This window comes from Streptomyces sp. DSM 15324 (assembly GCF_001514285.1).
Taxonomy (GTDB): domain Bacteria; phylum Actinomycetota; class Actinomycetes; order Streptomycetales; family Streptomycetaceae; genus Streptomyces.
In genome coordinates this window covers 791,339-808,649 of record NZ_KQ949024.1, presented here as the reverse complement: position 1 = coordinate 808,649, position 17,311 = coordinate 791,339, and the positions used below count along the sequence as shown (strand labels likewise).

General features: G+C 68.5%; 16 protein-coding genes. 8 read left to right on the top strand and 8 right to left on the bottom strand.

Going from position 1 to position 17,311, the window contains the following annotated elements:
• Window positions 1-2 precede the first annotated feature (2 nt).
• Entirely contained in the window at window positions 3-650 is a 648-nt protein-coding gene (locus AQJ58_RS09705; protein WP_067247382.1) for a thymidine kinase, read from the top strand.
• 31 nt (window positions 651-681) lie between these two features.
• Here AQJ58_RS09705 and AQJ58_RS09700 read toward each other — a convergent pair whose 3' ends face one another.
• The 4 genes from AQJ58_RS09700 to AQJ58_RS09685 all read right to left on the bottom strand — a co-directional run bounded on the left by AQJ58_RS09700 (window position 682) and on the right by AQJ58_RS09685 (window position 4,680).
• Window positions 682-1,473 (bottom strand): MBL fold metallo-hydrolase, encoded by a 792-nt coding sequence (locus AQJ58_RS09700; RefSeq protein ID WP_067247381.1) that lies wholly within the window; start codon window positions 1,471-1,473, stop codon window positions 682-684.
• Between the two features lie 70 nt (window positions 1,474-1,543).
• The gene (locus AQJ58_RS09695; RefSeq protein WP_234360003.1) at window positions 1,544-2,203 is read right to left on the bottom strand and encodes an alpha/beta hydrolase family protein; all 660 of its coding nucleotides are present in this window, start codon (window positions 2,201-2,203) and stop codon (window positions 1,544-1,546) included.
• Between the two features lie 516 nt (window positions 2,204-2,719).
• Window positions 2,720-3,736, bottom strand: a complete 1,017-nt coding sequence (locus AQJ58_RS09690; protein ID WP_067247378.1) for an EcsC family protein — start codon at window positions 3,734-3,736, stop codon at window positions 2,720-2,722.
• Window positions 3,737-4,035: 299 nt separating this feature from the next.
• Window positions 4,036-4,680 (bottom strand): Rv1352/Rv1906c domain-containing protein, encoded by a 645-nt coding sequence (locus AQJ58_RS09685; protein ID WP_234360002.1) that lies wholly within the window; start codon window positions 4,678-4,680, stop codon window positions 4,036-4,038.
• 233 nt (window positions 4,681-4,913) lie between these two features.
• On the opposite strand from AQJ58_RS09685, the gene AQJ58_RS45315 reads away from it, so the two are divergent.
• From AQJ58_RS45315 to AQJ58_RS09660, 5 genes are read left to right on the top strand one after another with little or no spacing between them, the layout of a single operon-like run.
• On the top strand, window positions 4,914-7,085 hold the full coding sequence (locus AQJ58_RS45315) for a hypothetical protein (protein WP_067247375.1): 2,172 nt from the start codon (window positions 4,914-4,916) through the stop codon (window positions 7,083-7,085).
• 17 nt (window positions 7,086-7,102) lie between these two features.
• Entirely contained in the window at window positions 7,103-8,722 is a 1,620-nt protein-coding gene (locus AQJ58_RS09675; RefSeq protein WP_067247373.1) for a class I SAM-dependent DNA methyltransferase, read from the top strand.
• On the top strand, window positions 8,719-9,912 hold the full coding sequence (locus tag AQJ58_RS09670; protein ID WP_079078801.1) for a restriction endonuclease subunit S: 1,194 nt from the start codon (window positions 8,719-8,721) through the stop codon (window positions 9,910-9,912). The genes AQJ58_RS09675 and AQJ58_RS09670 overlap by 4 nt, the downstream gene beginning before the upstream one ends.
• The gene (locus AQJ58_RS09665) at window positions 9,909-13,187 is read left to right on the top strand and encodes a type I restriction endonuclease subunit R (RefSeq protein WP_067247367.1); all 3,279 of its coding nucleotides are present in this window, start codon (window positions 9,909-9,911) and stop codon (window positions 13,185-13,187) included. The genes AQJ58_RS09670 and AQJ58_RS09665 overlap by 4 nt, the downstream gene beginning before the upstream one ends.
• Window positions 13,188-13,222: 35 nt before the next feature.
• Window positions 13,223-13,999 (top strand): hypothetical protein, encoded by a 777-nt coding sequence (locus tag AQJ58_RS09660; protein WP_067247365.1) that lies wholly within the window; start codon window positions 13,223-13,225, stop codon window positions 13,997-13,999.
• Window positions 14,000-14,185: 186 nt separating this feature from the next.
• Here the strand turns inward: AQJ58_RS09660 and AQJ58_RS09655 are convergent, their stop codons facing one another.
• Genes AQJ58_RS09655 through AQJ58_RS09640 form a run of 4 tightly spaced genes read right to left on the bottom strand, consistent with a single transcriptional unit; the run spans window position 14,186 to window position 16,149 of the window.
• Window positions 14,186-14,368, bottom strand: coding sequence for a DUF397 domain-containing protein (locus tag AQJ58_RS09655; RefSeq protein ID WP_420712145.1), 183 nt, complete (start codon window positions 14,366-14,368; stop codon window positions 14,186-14,188).
• A gap of 15 nt (window positions 14,369-14,383) precedes the next feature.
• Complete coding sequence (locus AQJ58_RS09650; RefSeq protein ID WP_079078800.1) at window positions 14,384-15,238, bottom strand: helix-turn-helix domain-containing protein; 855 nt, start codon at window positions 15,236-15,238, stop codon at window positions 14,384-14,386.
• Between the two features lie 7 nt (window positions 15,239-15,245).
• Complete coding sequence (locus AQJ58_RS09645) at window positions 15,246-15,770, bottom strand: DUF6879 family protein (RefSeq protein ID WP_067247360.1); 525 nt, start codon at window positions 15,768-15,770, stop codon at window positions 15,246-15,248.
• On the bottom strand, window positions 15,742-16,149 hold the full coding sequence (locus tag AQJ58_RS09640; protein WP_067247357.1) for a hypothetical protein: 408 nt from the start codon (window positions 16,147-16,149) through the stop codon (window positions 15,742-15,744). Before AQJ58_RS09640 ends, AQJ58_RS09645 begins: the two co-directional genes overlap by 29 nt.
• 32 nt (window positions 16,150-16,181) lie before the next feature.
• Between AQJ58_RS09640 and AQJ58_RS09635 the strand changes: the two genes are divergently transcribed.
• Both AQJ58_RS09635 and AQJ58_RS09630 read left to right on the top strand, forming a co-directional pair.
• Window positions 16,182-16,709 carry a hypothetical protein gene (locus tag AQJ58_RS09635; RefSeq protein WP_159056226.1) on the top strand — a complete coding sequence of 176 codons (528 nt, stop codon included), beginning with the start codon at window positions 16,182-16,184 and terminating at the stop codon, window positions 16,707-16,709.
• A 345-nt stretch (window positions 16,710-17,054) separates the two neighbouring features.
• Window positions 17,055-17,285, top strand: a complete 231-nt coding sequence (locus tag AQJ58_RS09630; protein ID WP_067247352.1) for a DUF397 domain-containing protein — start codon at window positions 17,055-17,057, stop codon at window positions 17,283-17,285.
• The last annotated feature ends 26 nt before the right edge of the window (window positions 17,286-17,311 follow it).

Genomic DNA, 17,311 nt, shown 5'->3' with positions numbered 1-17,311 from the left:
CCATGCCCGAGCTGGTGTTCTTCTCCGGAACCATGGACTGCGGGAAGTCGACGCTGGCCCTCCAGATCGAGCACAACCGTTCCGCGCGCGGACTGCAGGGCATGATCTTCACCCGCGACGACCGCGCGGGCCAGGGCAAGCTCTCCTCCCGCCTGGGTCTCGTCACCGACGCGGTCGAGGTCGAGGACGGCCAGGACCTGTACGCCTACCTCGTCGACCACCTCTCCCAGGGCCGCCGCGCGGACTATGTGATCGCGGACGAGGCGCAGTTCCTCGCCGAGGAACAAATCGACCAGCTCGCGCGCGTGGTCGACGACCTCGGGATAGACGTCTACGCGTTCGGCATCACCACGGACTTCCGCTCCAAGCTCTTCCCCGGCTCCCAACGGCTCGTCGAACTCGCCGACCGCGTCGAGGTCCTCCAGGTCGAGGCCCTGTGCTGGTGCGGCGCCCGTGCCACCCACAACGCCCGTACGGTCGGCGGGGTCATGGTCGTCGAGGGCGCACAGGTCGTCGTCGGGGACGTCAACCAGGCGGACACCGTCGGCTACGAGGTCCTCTGCCGGCGACACCACCGCCGCCGCATGACCAGCGCCTCCGCCCGCGCCGGCGCCCTCTCCCCGGACGTCCTGCCGATCGCCGCTCCCTGAGGCGGGCCCGGCGGTGCGGCACACCGCCGGGTCAGGCGCCGATGTCCGTGGCGGTTCCGGTGGGCAGCAGGCGGAAGCGGGCGCGGATCTCGGCGGGCGCCCGCGCGAGCGCCCGCTCGACGGCGTCGCGGCCCTCGTGGAAGTGCTGCCAGCCCTCGTAGTGGACCGGGACGGCGGTGTGAGGGCGCAGCATGCCGCACAGCTCCACGGCCCGGGCGGCGGTCATGGTGTAGCGGACGGGGCCGGTGATCGGGAAGCGCACTCCGCCGACGTGCAGGAGCGCGGTGCCCACGGTCAGACGCCGGGCCACCTCGCGCACGCCGCGGTGGAGGACGGTGTCCCCTGAGATCCACAACGCGCCGTGCTGCTGGCCTTCCCAGGTGAGGGCGAAACCGATGACCTGTCCGGTCAGCGGCCGGGACAGGGGTGGTCCGTGACGGGCGGGGGTGGCGGTGACCTCGAGGGTGGGGCGTCCCGGGGAGTGCAGGCGGGTCACCGTCCAGGGGGCGAGGCCGCGGGCCGGTGAGCCGAGGCGGCGGGCGCCGGCCGGGGTGGTCAGGACGGTCCGTGCGGTGCGCAGGACGTCACGTCCGGTGCGGTCGAGGTTGTCGCCGTGGTGGTCGTGGCTGAGCAGGACGGCGTCGATCGGCGGCAGTTCCGCGGCGGAGAGGGCAGGACCGGCCGACTTGTGGGACGAGGTGCCCCACCCGAAGGTGTAGCGCTCTCCGGGCGGGTCGAAGGTGGGGTCGGTCAGCAGCCGCCAGCCGCCGGTCTCGATGAGGGTGGTGGGGCCGCCGATGTGGGTGATGCGCAGGTTGCTCATGCGGGCTTCCTCTCCCCGGCCCGGGACGGTGGCTGCCGTCCCGGGCCGGGCGTGTGCCGCGGGCGAGGGGTCAGACGTGGGCGAGGGCCCAGTCCAGGGCGTGGTCGGCGACCTCTTCCCAGCCCTCCTGGGCGGGCATCAGATGGGAGCGGCCCGGGAACACCCTGACCTCCGTGACCGTGCCCTCCGCCTTGTAGTGGTGGGCGTTGGACTGCTGCACCCGGGGCGGCATGAGGTGGTCGTGCTCGCCCGAGAGGAACAGCAGGGGGGCTCGGCCCGGGCGGCGGTAGTCCACGTGGGTGTCGGTGTGGCCCGGGTGGATGTTGGCCAGCGCGCTGCCCCAGAAGATGCTGCCGGAGGCGGGCACGTGATAGCGCTCGTAGGCGGCGCGGGCCTGGTCCTCGGGGAAGGTGTTGGTGAAGGCGTAGCGCCAGTGGTCGTAGTCGAGGCCGACCGCGCGGTGGCGGTTCGCCGGGTTCTTCAGCACGGGGAAGGAGGAGCGGATCTGCGACAGGGGTACGACGGCGACGCCCTCGGTGGGTGCCGAGTTGATCGCCACTCCCACGGCGCCGAAGCCGTGGTCGAGCAGGATCTGGGTGAACGCGCCGCCGGCGCAGGCGGTCGCCGCCGAGGTCGATTCGGTTGGACCTGCCCTGGAACAAGCCACGGCCCACCACTCGTACAGCCCGCTCGACAGCGTCGTCCCGGCCCTGCGACGGGCCGTGGACATCGACCCGGACCTCGGGTTCCGACTGCTGCTCCGAGCCTTGAAGGGATACTTCGTGCCGATCAGCGAGATCCGCTACGAGCGGTACCTCGCGCTCGGGAACGAACTGGGCCTCGGTGAGGACGTCGTGGACGACCAGGATTTCAACATCTGGCCGGATCTGGTGGACTGATGGCCCACAGCCAGGGTGGAGACCTTTGATGCGTCACTGACAGGCACCTGCGGACCAGGCGCCCCTCGTCAAGAGGGGCGCCCGTGGTGTCGTAGGAGACCGGTGTCGGTTCGGGCGGGCTACGTGACTCCTTGGGGCCGGTGCAGGCAGGAGACCGATTCCCGGCGCGCGCGACGGCACTGTCCCCGGACGTGCTCCCCGTGTCGCGCACCTGGCCGCTCGCGGTCAGATGATGCGGACTACTGATACCGGCGGGATTTCCGCCGGCGGAGGTGCTGAAGAACGCGGCAGGACCTGACGGGGCGCGGGTGTTCGCCTGCATAGGCTGCTTTGTTGACCACCGGCCATCACCTACGTGGCGTCGGTCCGGGGGCATCGTCCCCGTCGGTCGGCAGTGCGGTCGGCAGCGGCAGCCCGTACTTGTCGCACAGGAATCGGGTCTGGCAGTACCGTTGGGCGTCGGCGGCCACCCTGCCGAGGACCGCGGAATTCATACCGGCACCGATGAGGACCCCCACGAACGGCACGACCTTGGCGACGTTCTTGACGGGCACCCTCGAGCCGGCCGGGCCCAGCTGCTGCATCAACTTCTCAAGGGCGGTGAGGAGGCGGTGGTCCTGGCGGAGCTTGTTCGACCACCTCACGCGTCCCTTGACCGCGTCCGCCGCCCGCGCGGCATCACGCAACGGCTTGGCTTTGGCCGCCTGCGCCATGAAGGACCGCTGTACCAGGCGTTGGATGAAGTCCTGCTCTTTGGGGTCTTTGGCGTCGTAGCCGTAGGAGTAGGCGATGCGCGCTGCTATCGACGTGCTCAGGACCTGTACGACGAGAATGTCTGCTGTCATCGCGACAGGGATGCCGGCGACGGGGACCATGGCGAGCAAGCCCATGGCGCCGCCTTCGAGCGCTCCGGTGGTCCGCCACTTGAGGGTGTTGCGGGTCAACAGCCGGTCGCAGACCTTGAGGTCATGCTGCCGCAGTTCGGTGAAACTGTCGATGTCGAAGCCTCGCTTGCGGGCGAGCGTCTCGACGTTCTTCGGATCGTTGAGATCCATGGCCCAGTCGTTGACAAGCTCGAGCAACGCTGCCGCGCCTGCGAGCGCAGGTTGCATGGCCTTGTCGGCGACCGCGTCGCCCGCGCGACGGATCGGCTCCGCGACCGCCTCTGGCACAGCGTCCGTAACCCGTCTCACGGCGTTCCCTGCCACCTCACCGGTGCGACCGAGCGCGGCGCTTGCCCAGTTCGGCAGACCACGGCGGTTGCTGCGTCGCTGCCAGTGCTCGTTGAGCGTGTCCCACACCTGCCCCTCGTACGCGCTCATCGGGGTTGGACCGTCGACGAGTGGGCTGGCGTAACTGCTCATTGGGGTCTCCATTTCGACTGTGATCGCTGGGTCCACGATGCCCTGACATATGGGTGAGGTACTGGCAAGTTCTGAAAAGGTGAAGATGCGCAAGGAAGACCCGGAGTAGCCGTACTTCAGTCGCTGAAGGTGAACGCGAGTCCACCTGGGCGCAGTTCGCCCTCGGCCTGGGTGCAGCCTCGACTGTGTGGAACTTCGAGCCGAGGCCACGTGGCGGCGTCGCCCCTGACAGGTGGTCATGTCTCGGCCGCCGCCTGCCCCGGGTCCGCCGGGTCTCCCCCACGAGCGCGGGCGACCGGTCAGCCGACCTTGGTCCACTTCAGGCAGCCGTTCGTCTCGAAGTACTCGCCCTTCCTGACCGTCACGCGGCCCTGACCGGCGAGGTTGGCGTTGGCGATGATCGCCTCGAACTCCCCGGAGGCGTCATTGGTACGGGCCCAGTAGCAGTTGTCGATGAGGCCGCTCTTGTCGGGCCCGGCGGTCTTGTAGGTGCCGGCCTGCATGTCCTCGCCGACGAGGTACTGGCCGTCGCCCTCCACCGTGGTGGCCGCGCCGGGCTTCTTGGTGGCCTTCGGCGTGACCGTGACCTTCTCGGTGACGGTCACGGCGGGCTCGGGCTCGGGCTCGTCGCCGTCGGGGGCGGCCGCGGTCTTGGTGACGGTGACCGTCGGGGCGGGAGCGATGGAGCTGTCCGTACTACCGGAGTCCCCGTCGCCGCCGATACCGGCGCCGATCACGAGCGCGACGAACGCGGTCGCGCCGTGGGTGAGCCACGCCTTGCGGCGCGACGGCTTCGGTCTCATGGGCTGCCCGAAGGCGGGCTGCCCGCCACCGGTCGGCGGAAAGGGCGGTACGGCGTTCCCGGGCCCGCCCGGCCCGCCCGGTGCACCGCCGGTGCCGGGGAACTGCGGGGTGCTGGGCGGTATCGAGGGCGTGTGGCTCATCGCGGTGATCCTCCGGTCGGCGTCGTGGCACTTGGCCACCACAAGGTGCCTGCCGCTCCGCACTACGAGGTGGGACACTGCTGATAACCCGTATTATCAGGCAGGCTGTGCCCGTCTCTTCGGGGGGGCGGTAGATTACTGACGCCTGCCCCGCCGAAAGGGGGCGGACAGCGCACCGCGAAGGCGAGGACGCCGGCCTCAGCGGTCCACGGGGAGAGGGGGGAACACGTCCGATGGCGACGCGCACACCGACACACACACCGGCGCACACGGCCCCGAAGCCCCCCATCCTGCCCGACCCGCCGGCCTGGCGGATGACGTACGCCGAGATCGCCGCCCTTGCCCAGGTCCAGCGCCCGGTCCCCACCACCTGGGCCCGCCGCCACCCCGACTTCCCCGCCCCCGTCGCCCACGAGGACGGACGCCCCCTGTTCGACGCCCGTGCCGTCGTCGACTGGCTCGCCTCGACCGGCCGCGGCAACACCGACGCGCGCCGGCTGCGTGCCGAGCTCGCGCTGCACACCCTGGCCGCCTGGCGCACCCCGGCCCTGCCCGCCTCCGCCCTCATCGGCGCGCTGACCGCCCTGCTCTGCCTGCACCAGCAGCTCGACGCCCCCGTCGCCGACGGCCGCCCCTGGAACACGGTCCTGGACCGGGCCGCCGACCTCGACCCCGACGACCGCTTCCTCCTCTCCGAACTGCGCGCCCTGCCCGACCCGGACCGCACCGGCCCGGCCCTCGCCCACCTCGCCGACGAACTCATCGACGCCGCCTACAACCCCGCCGAGGCCTTCGACTGGGTCCTCCAGGCCCGCCCCCGCCTCGGCTCCCGCGACCTGGCCGCCGACGAACCCGCCCCGGCCGTGGTCCGCGCCCTCGCCGCCCTCTCCGGCGTCGACACCCTCGCCGAGGGCTCGGTGATCGCCGTCCTGCACTCCCGCGCCGGCGACCTCCCGGCCGCCCTCCACGACCTGGCCGCCGAGGACTCCGCCCACGTCTACCTCGCCGCCGACCCCGACCCGGCCCGCGTACGCCTGGTCCGCCGCCGGATGCTGGTCCGCGGCGTGTACGAGTTCCGGCTCGACGTCGTCGACGGCGAGGAACTGACCGCCGACGAATGGGGCTACCCGGACCTCCTCGTCTGCGCCCTCCCCTACGAGCCCGCCGAGACCCGCGACGCGAAGACCGTCCTGGACCAGGTCGCCGCCCTCACCGACTACCTCGACACTGGCTCCACCGCCGTCGTCCTCGGCCCCGCCGACGTCCTCACCGGCCCCCTCGCCCGGCACGGCGACGCAGACCGCCTGCGCCGCTCCTTCCTGAAGCCGGGCCTGCTGAAGGCCGCGATCAGCCTCCCCGACGGCGCGTACGCCTACCGCCCCGGCTACCGTACGGCGGTCTGGGTCCTCGCCCGCGTCCCCGAGGCCGAGCGCACGGGTCTCGTCCTCCTCGCCGACTACTCCGCGCAACCGCTCACCGAGCCGGTTCTCGATGCCCTTGCCGAGGACATTTCCATCTGGCGCACCTCGGGCTGGAAGCGCGACCCGCGCCACGAGCCCCGCCACGCCGCCATCGTGCACGCCACCGACCTCGACGACCACCCCGGCGCCGCGTTCACCCCGCAGCACCGCACACTGGCGTCCCGTCACACACGGACGGTGGTGGAACGCCCGGCGGTCATCGCGGATCTTGAGCGCCGGCTGACTGACCTCCAGAAGCGTGCGCGTACGGGCGAACTCCGGCTGCGCGCCCAGGCGGAACTCCGCTCCGAGGCCCGGCCTGTGCGCCGTACGTCCGTGGGCCGCCTGCTGCGTACGCGCCGCCTGCGCCGCCGCCCCGGCCACCGCTTCGCCCCCGAACACCTCACCCCCGAGGGTCACTACCCGGTCCTCACCCCCGAGGAAATCCTGGGCACCGCCCGCATCGGCGCCCGCCGCATGGACCGAGGCATCTTCCTCACGGCGTACGGCCACGCCCAGTTCACCGAGCCCGGCGACCTCGTCGTCACCGCCCACCCGCACTTCGGCGTCTACGTCGACACGGAGGGCGTCTCACTGGTCGCGGCCCCGGCCCGCATCCTGCGGGTGCCTCGGGATGCCGATCCGCCCGTACGGCCCCGGGTGCTGGCCGCGCTGCTGCGTGCGGCGGCTGCCGAGCACGCCCGCACCAGCGGCGCGGTGCGCGCGTCCCGCCGTATCGAGGACCTGGTCGTCCCCGACCTGAGCCGCGCCGAGGCCGACCTGTACGAGGCCGTCCTCGCCGAGATCGAGGGCCGGGCGGCACTGCTGCGCGAGCAGACCGCCGCGCTCGACGACCTGACCCGCGTGATGGCGGCCGGCATGGCCGACGGCACGCTCACCATCCAGCAACTCCCGCGCACCACCGCCGATATCGACACTCACTGAAGGAGACGGCCCACCCGATGCCTCCACGCCAGAAGAAGCCCGCCGACCAGGCGGAGCTGTTCAGCGCCTCAACCGCTAAGGAGATCCAGGACATCCTCTGGAAGGCGGCCGACAAGCTGCGCGGCTCGATCGACGCCGCCCAGTACAAGGAGTTCGTCCTCGGCCTGATCTTCCTGAAGTACGTCTCGGACGCCTTCGACGAGCGCCGGCGTGAGCTGGCCGAGGAACTCACGGACGACGGCATCACCGAGGACCGCATGGAGGACTTCCTCGAAGACCGCGACGAGTACACCCGCGCCAACGTCTTCTGGGTCCCCGAGACCGCCCGCTGGTCCTGGATCGCAGCCCAGGCCAAGGCCCAGGGCGTCGGCAAGCTCCTCGACGAGGCGATGGACGCCATCATGCGCGAGAACGCCTCCCTCACCGGCGTCCTCCCCAAGATCTTCAACCAGGACCGCGTCGACCAGAAGCGCCTCGGTGAACTCGTCGACCTCATCAGCGACGCGCGTTTCGGCGGCAGCGAGGAGCGCCCGGCGCAGGATCTGCTGGGTGAGGTGTACGAGTACTTCCTCGGCAACTTCGCCCGCGCCGAGGGCAAGCGGGGCGGCGAGTTCTACACGCCGAGCTCAGTCGTCCGGCTGATCGTCGAGATCCTGGAGCCGTACGAGGGGCGGGTGTACGACCCGGCGTGCGGCTCGGGCGGCATGTTCGTCCAGGCCGCGAAGTTCATCGAGGCGCACCGGGGGCGCGGCCACAAGGCCGACATCTCGATCTACGGCCAGGAACTGAACGAGCGCACCTGGCGCCTCGCCAAGATGAACCTCGCCATCCACGGCATCGACGGCAACCTCGCCGCACGCTGGGGCGATACCTTCGCCGACGACAAGCACGCGGACCTCAAGGCCGACTTCGTGATGGCCAACCCGCCGTTCAACATCAAGGACTGGGCGCGGGACGAGACGGACCCGAGGTGGAGGTACGGGGTTCCGCCGAGGAATAACGCCAACTATGCGTGGCTCCAGCACATGATCTCGAAGCTGGGGGAGAGGGGGACGGCGGGCGTTGTTCTAGCCAACGGCTCCATGAGCTCGCAGTCGAGTGGAGAAGGTGAGATCCGGCAGGCACTGGTCGAGGCGGACCTGGTGGCGTGCATGGTGGCGCTGCCGTCGCAGTTGTTCCGTACGACGCAGATTCCGGCGTGCCTGTGGTTCCTGTCCAAGGACAAGTCGCCTCAGGGGGCACGGCGGTTGGATGACCGGCGGGGCGAGATCCTGTTTATCGACGCCCGGGAAATGGGCGAGATGATCGACCGGACGGAGCGGGGTCTGCCGGAGTCTGACCTTAGGAAGATCGCTGACACCTACCACGCGTGGCGGGGCACGGCGTCGGCGCGCGAGGCCAGGCTGAGGTACGTGGACGTGCCGGGCTTTTGCTACTCGGCTGACCTGGAGAAGGTGCGGGAGCACGGGTATGTGCTGACGCCGGGGCGGTACGTGGGGGCTGTCGAGGCGGAGGAAGAGGACGCGGAGGCGATCGCCGAGCGGATCGGCAAGCTGACCGAGGAACTGTACGAGCTGTTTGACAAGTCGGCGGAGCTGGAGAAGACGGTGCGCGAACAGTTGGAGGGCGTTCGATGACGGCTCTGACGCTTGCCGATCTCTGTGACCTGGTCGTGGACTGTAAGAACCGTACGCCCCCCGAGGCCGCTCCTGGCGAGGAGATCACGGGATTCGCTATTGGGACCCCCAATATCATCGATGGACGTATCCGGCTATCAGATGCCAAGCCCGTGAGTAGTGAGACCTTTTCCACGTGGACGGCTCGCGCGGTGCCGAAAGCGGGAGACATCGTTCTCACCCGCGAGGCTCCCGTGGGGCGAGTCGGCCGTGTCGAACAGGGAATGAACCTCTGTCTCGGGCAGCGGACCATGCTGCTGCGGCCGAACGAACAGCGTTCCGACTCCCGATTTCTCCACTACTTCCTGCTGAGTCCCGCTGTTCAAGAACTCCTGCACTCTCAGGCCTCGGGGTCGACCGTGGCCCACTTGCGTGTGGCCCAGGTGCGGGATCTGCGTATTCCACTGGTGCCGGGCGTCGCGGAACAGCGTCAAATCGGCTCAGTGCTGGGGGCCCTGGATGACAAGATTGCCGTCAACGAGCGCATCGCAAGCACGGCCGACTCAATGTGTGATCTGATTTTCCAGAGTCACGCGCAGCGGCATACCTGCGTCTCCATGTCTCAGCTTCTTCAGCCGATCTTGGGCGGCACGCCCGACCGCAAAGAAGAGTCCTACTGGGATGGAAGCGTTCCCTGGGCTTCGGCCAAAGACGTGGTCAACGCGACCGCCGGTGTTTTGATGTCCACCGAGGAGCACATCACCGAGGCGGCTACGCAGGATTCGCGAGCAAAAGAGTTGAGGCCTGGCTCGGTAGTGCTCACAGCCCGGGGGACCGTGGGTGCCGTTGCTCGAATGGCGATGTCGGCAGCCATCAACCAGTCCTGCTACGCGTTCGAACCGGGGCGGGTGCCGAGTGCAGTGCTCTTCCACATGGTGCGCTCTGCCTCGAAGAGCATGCTCGGCATGGCACACGGAACCGTGTTCTCCACGGTGAATATGAAGACCTTCGATCATGTGGAGATCCCGGATCTGCCTGCCGACGTTCTCGAAAGCCTGGACGGCGAGCTCACATCACTGCATCAACTGATTGAGAGCCACCTCCGGGAATCGCGGCAGCTCGCCACCCTCCGCGACACCCTCCTGCCCCAACTCATGTCCGGCCGCCTCCGCGTCAAAGTCGCCGAGAAGATTGTCGAGGACGCCACGTGACTGCAACGCACCACGACGGAACCGAGCCCGACGACAGAACCCCCCGCCGCCCCACCGAAGCCGACTGGGAGCTGCTGGCGCTCGACGAACTCGCCGAGTTGGCCTGGCTGCCAGGCCCCGGCAACCAGTTCGCGCCCGGGTCCGGGCACCGGAAGTCCTGGGACGACCTGATCCTTTACCCGGACCTCCAGGAGGCGATCGAGCGCCTGAACCCGGACCTCCCCCCGGACGCCGTCCGCGAGGCCATGACGGCCGCCGTCACCCCCGGCTCGCAGGACACCTACGAGGAGAACCGGGCCGCCCACCGCTACCTCACCACCGGCATACGCTCCGTCACCTACACCGACTCCCACGGCGCCGAGTACAACCCCACCATCCGCCTCCTCGACCTCACCGACCCGGACGCGAACACCTACCGCGCCCTGAACCAGGTCACCGTGATCGACGGCGACAAGAACCGCCGTTTCGACGTCGTCCTGTACGTCAACGGCCTCCCCCTCGCCGTCATCGAGCTGAAGCGCGCCGGCGACGAGGACGCAACCCTCCAGACGGCCCACGCCCAGGTGGCGCGGTACGTCCAGGAGTTCCCCACCGCGTTCCGCTACAACGCCGTCGTCCTGCTCTCCGACGGCATCAGCGCGAAGTACGGCACCCCGTTCACCCCGTACGAGCACTTCGCCCCGTGGAACACGGACGAGTTCGGCGCCCGAGTCGACCCGCTGACGGCGAACGGCTTCTCGGAGTCCGGGCAGAACCTCGCACTCCACGGCCTGTTCACCCAGTCCCGCTTCCTCGAACTGGGCCAGTCCTTCATCAACTTCGTCCCGTCGAAGCGGATGAAGCGCATCGCGAAGCCGCACCAGTACCACGCGGTGACCCGCGCCGCCGAGGAGGTCCGCAGAGCATCGGCAAGCAACGGCAAGGCCGGCGTCGTCTGGCACACGCAGGGTTCCGGCAAGTCGGAGGAGATGGTCCTCACCACCACCCTGGTGATGCGGGACCCGGCCCTCCTGAACCCCACGGTCGTGGTCATCACCGACCGAACGGACCTCGACGACCAGCTCTACGCGACGTTCCAGGAGAGCGAGATCCTCCCGGAGTCACCCCGTCAGGTCCTCACCCGCGCCGAACTCCGGGAGGAGCTCGCGGCGAAGAGGACGGGAGGGATCCTCTTCACGACGCTCCAGAAGTTCGGCAAGACCAAGGAGGAACGGGAGTCGGGCACCGACCACCCCATGCTCTCCGACCGCCGGAACATCGTCGTGATCGTCGACGAGGCGCACCGCAGCCACTACGACGACCTCAACGGCCTCGCCCGCCACCTGCGCGACGCCCTCCCGCACGCCACCCTGCTCGCCTTCACCGGCACGCCGATCTCGGAGGCCGACCGCAACACCCGCGAGGTGTTCGGCGACTACATCGACATCTACGACCTGAAGCGGGCCGCCGACGACGGCGCGACCGTGAAGGTCTACCACGAGAGCCGCGTCATCCAGCTCGTCCTGGACCGGGACGTCGACCCGACCACCATCGACGAGGAGGCCGACCGCATCACCGACGGCCTCGACGACACCGAACGCCGCCGCGTGGAGCAGGCCGTGGCGACCATGAACGCGATGTACGGCGCCCCGGCCCGGATAAGGGACCTGGCCGCCGACCTCGTGGACCACTGGGAAGCCCGCCGGGAACGGATGAAGCCGTTCGTCGGAGCCTCCGAGGAGGGCGGAGCACCCGGCAAGGCGATGGTGGTGTGCGCGACCCGCGAGATCTGCGTAAGCGTGTACAAGGAACTGCGCGAGCTGCGCCCCGAGTGGCACAGCGACGAGTTCGACAAGGGCGCGATGAAGATCGTCTTCTCGTCGAACTCCCGCAAGGATTCCGACGCCCTCCTCGCCCACGCACTGCCCGACAGCCGCCGCAAGGCCGTTATCAACCGCGCCAAGGACCCCGACGACGAGCTGGAGCTGCTCATCGTCAACAACATGCTCCTGACCGGCTTCGACGCCCCGCCGATCCACACCATGTACCTGGACCGGCCGCTCAAGGGCGCCAACCTGATGCAGGCCCTGGCCCGCGTGAACCGCCGTTTCCGCGGCAAGGAGGACGGCCTCCTCGTCGGCTACGCGCCCCTGACGGAGAACCTGCAGAAAGCTATCGCCGAATACACCGAGGCCGACCAGCGCGACCGCACCCTCGGCCAGGACGTCGAGCGCGCACTGGACGAGCTGCGCAACGAGTACGACATCCTGTCCGGCATTCTGCGCGGCTTCGCCTGGGAACCCCTGCTCGACAAGCCTGGCCCCAAGGCCTTCGTCGACGCAGCCCTGCGCACCGCGAACTACCTCCTCGACCCCCTCTCACCCGGCAACAACCCGGACCAGCTCGACGACCCACGCCAGACCCTGGGCCGCCGCTTCCGCGACCACGCCTACCGTCTGGAGCGTTTCTGGGCACTGGCGGGCAGCTCGAAGGAGGTTGGTGACCGCTTCGCGGACCGGCCGGCCTGGAAGCGGCACATCCAGTTCTTCGTCGAGGTCCGCGCCTACATGGCCAAGCTGGACGCCATGAACCGCGAGGCGCGCGGCCTGCCGGTGGCGCGTGACGTCGAGCTGTACCTCGCCCAGCTCACGTCCTCCGTGGTCGAGACGGGCGGAGTGACGGACCTGTTCGCCGAGGCCGGGCTGGAGACCGCCGACCTCACCCACCTCACCGACGCGCTCGTCGCCCAGCTCCAGCAGAGCGACACCCCGCACCTGGCGGCCGAGGCGCTGCGGCGGCTTGTCGAGCGGAAGATGCGCGAGGTCACCCGGCACAACATCGTCCGCCAGACCACGTTCTCCAAACGCCTCCAGGACCTCATGGTCCGCTACATGCGCCAGCAGTACACCAGCGCCGAACTCATCGCCAAACTGGTCGAGATGGCCAAGGAGGTTGCCGCCGACGCCCGCCGCGGCGAGAAGTTCGACCCGCCCCTGAACTGGCGCGAACTCGCCTTCTACGACGCCGTAGCCGACCACGGCACCGCCCGCTCCCTCATGGGCGACGAAGTCCTGGCCAGCATCGCCCGCGAACTCGTCACCGAGGTCCGCCGCCAGCTCAAACCCGACTGGATCGCCCGCGAAACCGTCCGCGCCCGCCTGCGCAGCACCATCAAGCGCCTCCTGGCCCGCAACAACTACCCGCCGGACCAGCAGAAGGAGGCCATCGACCTGGTCCTCCGCCAGATGGAACACTTCGCCAACGAGTGGTCCGTGAACGGCACACCGAACGACTGAAGCGGCCCAATGGACCACTTGACCATGGGGGTTACATGAGTGAGTTAACGAATCTCGTCGCCAAGCTGGAGCGGCAGGTGCGCGAGGCGGAGGAGGCACACCGGATCGCTGACGGCGTGGGGGAGGCCTACGAGGACCTGCTCGACGAGATCCGGCACATCTCTTCCACCATCTCCGAACTCAGCTGGGAGCTGGACGGGCACATCGCGGACTGCGACTACTCGGCGGTGCAGCGCTCGGTTTACGAGATCCGCGGAGCCACCGATGCCGACCGCCTGCTGCCCGTACTCCGCCAGGTCCTCCTGCTCCGAGCGCTCTGGGAAGGCGCGACGCTCCCGGACCCGGCGGCGATCGAGTCTCTGCCGGAGCTGCCCCCGGAAGACATGGCCCACCCCACCCTCACCTGGGAGGAGCTACGGCGTGACTCTCAGCAGGAACTCGAGGAACGAGAGGCGTCCGCACGGCGCATCTGGTGCGACGAGGACGACGAGGCCGAGCTCCAAGACGCCCTCGACCGGGCACGATCGGAAGCCATCCAGGACCGGGCGACCCGCGCGGGGCGCCAGCTCATGAAGCTGTGCGAGTACATCTCCGAGAAACTCTGCCCCAGGCTTGTGACCAGCGCCGAGAACGGCAACATTGAGGAAGCGCTCAAGACGCTCGCGGCGATGGACGCTGCCGGCCAGGAGGCGGAACCGGCGTACAAGGTCTACGAGGTGGCGCTCTCCGAACAGTACGACCACAGCCCCACCTCGCTGGGCGCCATGGGCGAACACCTCATGCTCTTCGAAAGCTGGCTCGGCACCCAGTAGTCCCTGCGCGGGATCAGTGCAGCAGCCACAACGAGGGCCCTGCCGACCCGAGTTCGAGTCGGCAGGGCCCCATGACTGTACGAGTGCCAGCCGCACCGCTCAGACGTGGCCGGTGCGACGTATCCCGCCCACGTCACACGGGACACCGTGGCTGGAACAACTCCGCAGGCCCGCTCCTCGTCGCCCTCACCCCGGCAGCCTGACCTCCATCGCGAACGCCACGAACGCGGACCAGGACGACGGCGGGAATGCCAGGGATCCGCCGTCACGGTCCTTCGTGTCGCGGACCATGACCTTCTTCGGGTCGTTGTCGGCGACCTCGACGCAGCTGTCGGACTTTGTGTAAGAACTGGTTCGCCAGTTGGGCATCATGGTCATCGTCTCCTAATCGGTTGGCATCCGGTCATAGTGCTGGAGTGCGGCGAAGATGAGGTCTCGAACAGCGGTCCCGTAGACCGCCGACTGCTGCAAGAGCGCGAACGCCTTGGCGTATTGCTCAATCTCTCGGGGCTGTGTCACCGAGAACTCCGCCGAGTACGTTTCGACGAGGACGAGCTTGTCGTCGAACATCGAAAAGGAGTTGCCGGGCCAGAGGCGCATGGGCGCGGCCCTCGGGATGATGCCGAGGCTGAGCCGGGCCAGCCGCATCACAGCGAGCAGGCGGTCAAGTTGCCCCTTCATCACTTCCGCGCCCCCGAAGTTGGTGTAGAGCGCCTGCTCGGCGAGTACCACGTTGAAGATCCTGTCGCCCCTGTACAGGTACTGCTGTCTCTCCAGCCGCTTGGCCGTGGCGGCTTCGATGTCGTCGGGAATCTCGTAGAAGTCCCTGACCTGGTTGAGGGTCTGCGCCGCGTACTCCGCTGTCTGGAGAGTCCCCCACACGACCGTGGGGTGCCAGATCCGGAAGACCTTGGTCTTCGAGTAGACCGGTATGGCCGCCTGCTGCCTCTTCTCTGCCCCGGTTGCCAGCTGCCGGCGCCACTCAAGCCACAGCTCGTCGATGTGGCGCACCGTGGCGATCAGGTCAGGGATCTCTCCGTCGTGCCCAGTCGCGGCGCACCAGGTCCTGATGTCTTCCTCGCTGGCGTTCTGCTTGCCGTTTTCGAGGCGCGAGACCTTCGACTCCTGCCACCCGAGCGCGCGAGCGAGCGCCCGGCCGCTCGCGAATCCCGCATCCCTGCGGAATCCGCGCAGCCGGGCGCCCAGCGCCTCTCGTGCCTCTTGTGCTTGCGTGCTCACTGATGGGTCAGGGCTTGTACTCGACGTGAGGGATGGCGACGGCCCAGAGCAGGTCACGCAGGCTGACGCACTCGGCCACGATGTCCGGGTCTTCGACGATCTCGGACCCGAGCACGCGCCCTTCGGGGTCGAAGTGGCCTACGGCGAGGAGGCGGTCGTCGTAGAGCCACCAGTCGTTCCCCTGCACGGGGAAGGTGACGCCTTCGGGCAACCGGTGTCGCGGCAGCCATCGGATGTCCTCGCCCATCTCGATGTTGAGGTGCGTGAGCGAGTGCTCCCACGTGACGTACTGGCTGTGCGGCTCGGTGACGACACGGACGCGGCGTACGGTCCTGCCTTCTCCCGTGACGCGCTTCATCAGCGTCGTCCAGTCGTTGAGCCAGGCGTAGTCGTCGGGCTCGCCCCGCTTCCAGCGGACGTACGGGGTGTCCTCGATGGGCGACCCGTAGTCGTCCCTCAACTCCAGGTGGAAGGCGTCCCGTTCGAACTGGTTGAACAGCTCGTCACGCTGCGCTGGGGTGATCAGGTCCACTGTTCTCCTCCAGTAGGGCCGTGATCGAGGACTTGGGGACCTCGATGCAGGTCTCATAGTCGGGCATCCGCATCTGGCTCAGGGCCTCGGCGTCGTGCATCTCCGGTCCCTGAAGGACACATGTTCCCTGTTCGGTGACGAGCATGATCGGGGCCGTGAACTGCCTGACCTCGCCGGACTCCTGGCCGTCCTTGGTCAGGTGCTCGAACAACTCGGTCGGGACCTCGATCACGGTCTGTCCCGCCGGCACGTCGAGCTGCATGAGCAGTTCGTTCGCGTACACCTTCCAGCCTTGGATGACGTAGGTTTCCTGATCGCTTGCGTACAGGGTGGGGCTGTCTCCGGGGGTGGAGTTCTTACCGAGGAACCGTAGCTTCATGGTGGCTCTCCCGTCCGCTGCCTTGCGCCGGTTTGCGCGACATCTCGATGGTGGCGAGCCTGTTCGAGGCCGTCAATCGACTTGCTGCAAACTCGCGCAATCTTCTTGGGACTTGGGAACCACCCGCTCTACGTTCGTCCACGGACCCAACCCGCAAAGGCGGCATCGAAGGGAGAAGCGTGGTGGCGAGTGTGACCGAGGAACCCGTAATCACAGAGGCCGAGGCCAGCAGTTTGCCCATCCACGTGGAGACGATCTCCGAGACCGTCGAACAGGCTTGGGGCATGAAGCTCAGCACGTCGACACGCAAGGACATCGACGGCAGAACCGGTGAGCTGATCGGACACCTGAACCTTCTCGTCGGGCAGTGCCTCGGAGAGGACGAGAGCCAAGACACTTTGCGTCTCCTCCGCATGGTGGAACGCCACGTGGCTGCGAGTAACCGGCCAACAAGCCGCACTCCCGCCCACGACGCGTACGCCTACATGCGCGACTCGGCCATCTTCGCCAGCACGTTGCTGTCGGTCTGCCAGAAAGCCAGCGGAGCCGAAGAGGCATGACCGCCAAGACGTGGCTGGTGGGCCTCTGCTGGCTCTGCCGGAAGCCGGACCAGTCCGTGATCTTCATAGGTCCTGTGACGGTGAACGGCGTCACGGCTCCGGGCTTCGCCTGCGAAGGGTGTTGTGACTGGTCTCGCCGGTACGTCCGGGCCTACACCCAGCAGTTGGACGCACGTCGCGCCTCATAGCTCCCCGCCCGTCCGTCGTCCCCCGTACGGATGGGCGGGGTCCAGCGCCCACCCCCGACCTGTCACGTCCAAGGTCGGGCCGGGGGTGGGTCAGCAAGCGCACCACGGAGCGGAGAACGCGTCTCCGCAACGCAGTTGCACCAGAGAGGACTACCCGATGGACAGCAACCTCTACACGCTCCCGGCAGACGGCGTCGAGACCAAGAACTACTGCGGCGGCCCCTGCACCGAGGGCTGCGTCGACTTCGCCGCGATCCCCGGCGCCGCCGACTCCTTCATCGTCCGCGACTCCAAGCCGGAGGGCGCCGGCAGGGAGCTGCGCTTCACCGCGGGCGAGCTGGACGACTTCGCCCTCGGGTGGGTGACGGAGCGCGGTCTGACCGCCTGACCCTGCTACACCTCTCATCCCGGCGG

What these genes read in the sequence shown, in the direction of transcription:
- AQJ58_RS09705 (WP_067247382.1), top strand. Translation starts at nt 3, where the DNA reads ATGCCCGAGCTGGTGTTCTTCTCCGGAACCATGGACTGCGGGAAGTCG.
- AQJ58_RS09700 (WP_067247381.1), bottom strand. Translation starts at nt 1,473, where the DNA reads ATGAGCAACCTGCGCATCACCCACATCGGCGGCCCCACCACCCTCATC.
- AQJ58_RS09695 (WP_234360003.1), bottom strand. Translation starts at nt 2,203, where the DNA reads ATGTCCACGGCCCGTCGCAGGGCCGGGACGACGCTGTCGAGCGGGCTG.
- AQJ58_RS09690 (WP_067247378.1), bottom strand. Translation starts at nt 3,736, where the DNA reads ATGAGCAGTTACGCCAGCCCACTCGTCGACGGTCCAACCCCGATGAGC.
- AQJ58_RS09685 (WP_234360002.1), bottom strand. Translation starts at nt 4,680, where the DNA reads ATGAGCCACACGCCCTCGATACCGCCCAGCACCCCGCAGTTCCCCGGC.
- AQJ58_RS45315 (WP_067247375.1), top strand. Translation starts at nt 4,914, where the DNA reads ATGGCGACGCGCACACCGACACACACACCGGCGCACACGGCCCCGAAG.
- AQJ58_RS09675 (WP_067247373.1), top strand. Translation starts at nt 7,103, where the DNA reads ATGCCTCCACGCCAGAAGAAGCCCGCCGACCAGGCGGAGCTGTTCAGC.
- AQJ58_RS09670 (WP_079078801.1), top strand. Translation starts at nt 8,719, where the DNA reads ATGACGGCTCTGACGCTTGCCGATCTCTGTGACCTGGTCGTGGACTGT.
- AQJ58_RS09660 (WP_067247365.1), top strand. Translation starts at nt 13,223, where the DNA reads ATGAGTGAGTTAACGAATCTCGTCGCCAAGCTGGAGCGGCAGGTGCGC.
- AQJ58_RS09655 (WP_420712145.1), bottom strand. Translation starts at nt 14,368, where the DNA reads ATGCCCAACTGGCGAACCAGTTCTTACACAAAGTCCGACAGCTGCGTC.
- AQJ58_RS09640 (WP_067247357.1), bottom strand. Translation starts at nt 16,149, where the DNA reads ATGAAGCTACGGTTCCTCGGTAAGAACTCCACCCCCGGAGACAGCCCC.
- AQJ58_RS09630 (WP_067247352.1), top strand. Translation starts at nt 17,055, where the DNA reads ATGGACAGCAACCTCTACACGCTCCCGGCAGACGGCGTCGAGACCAAG.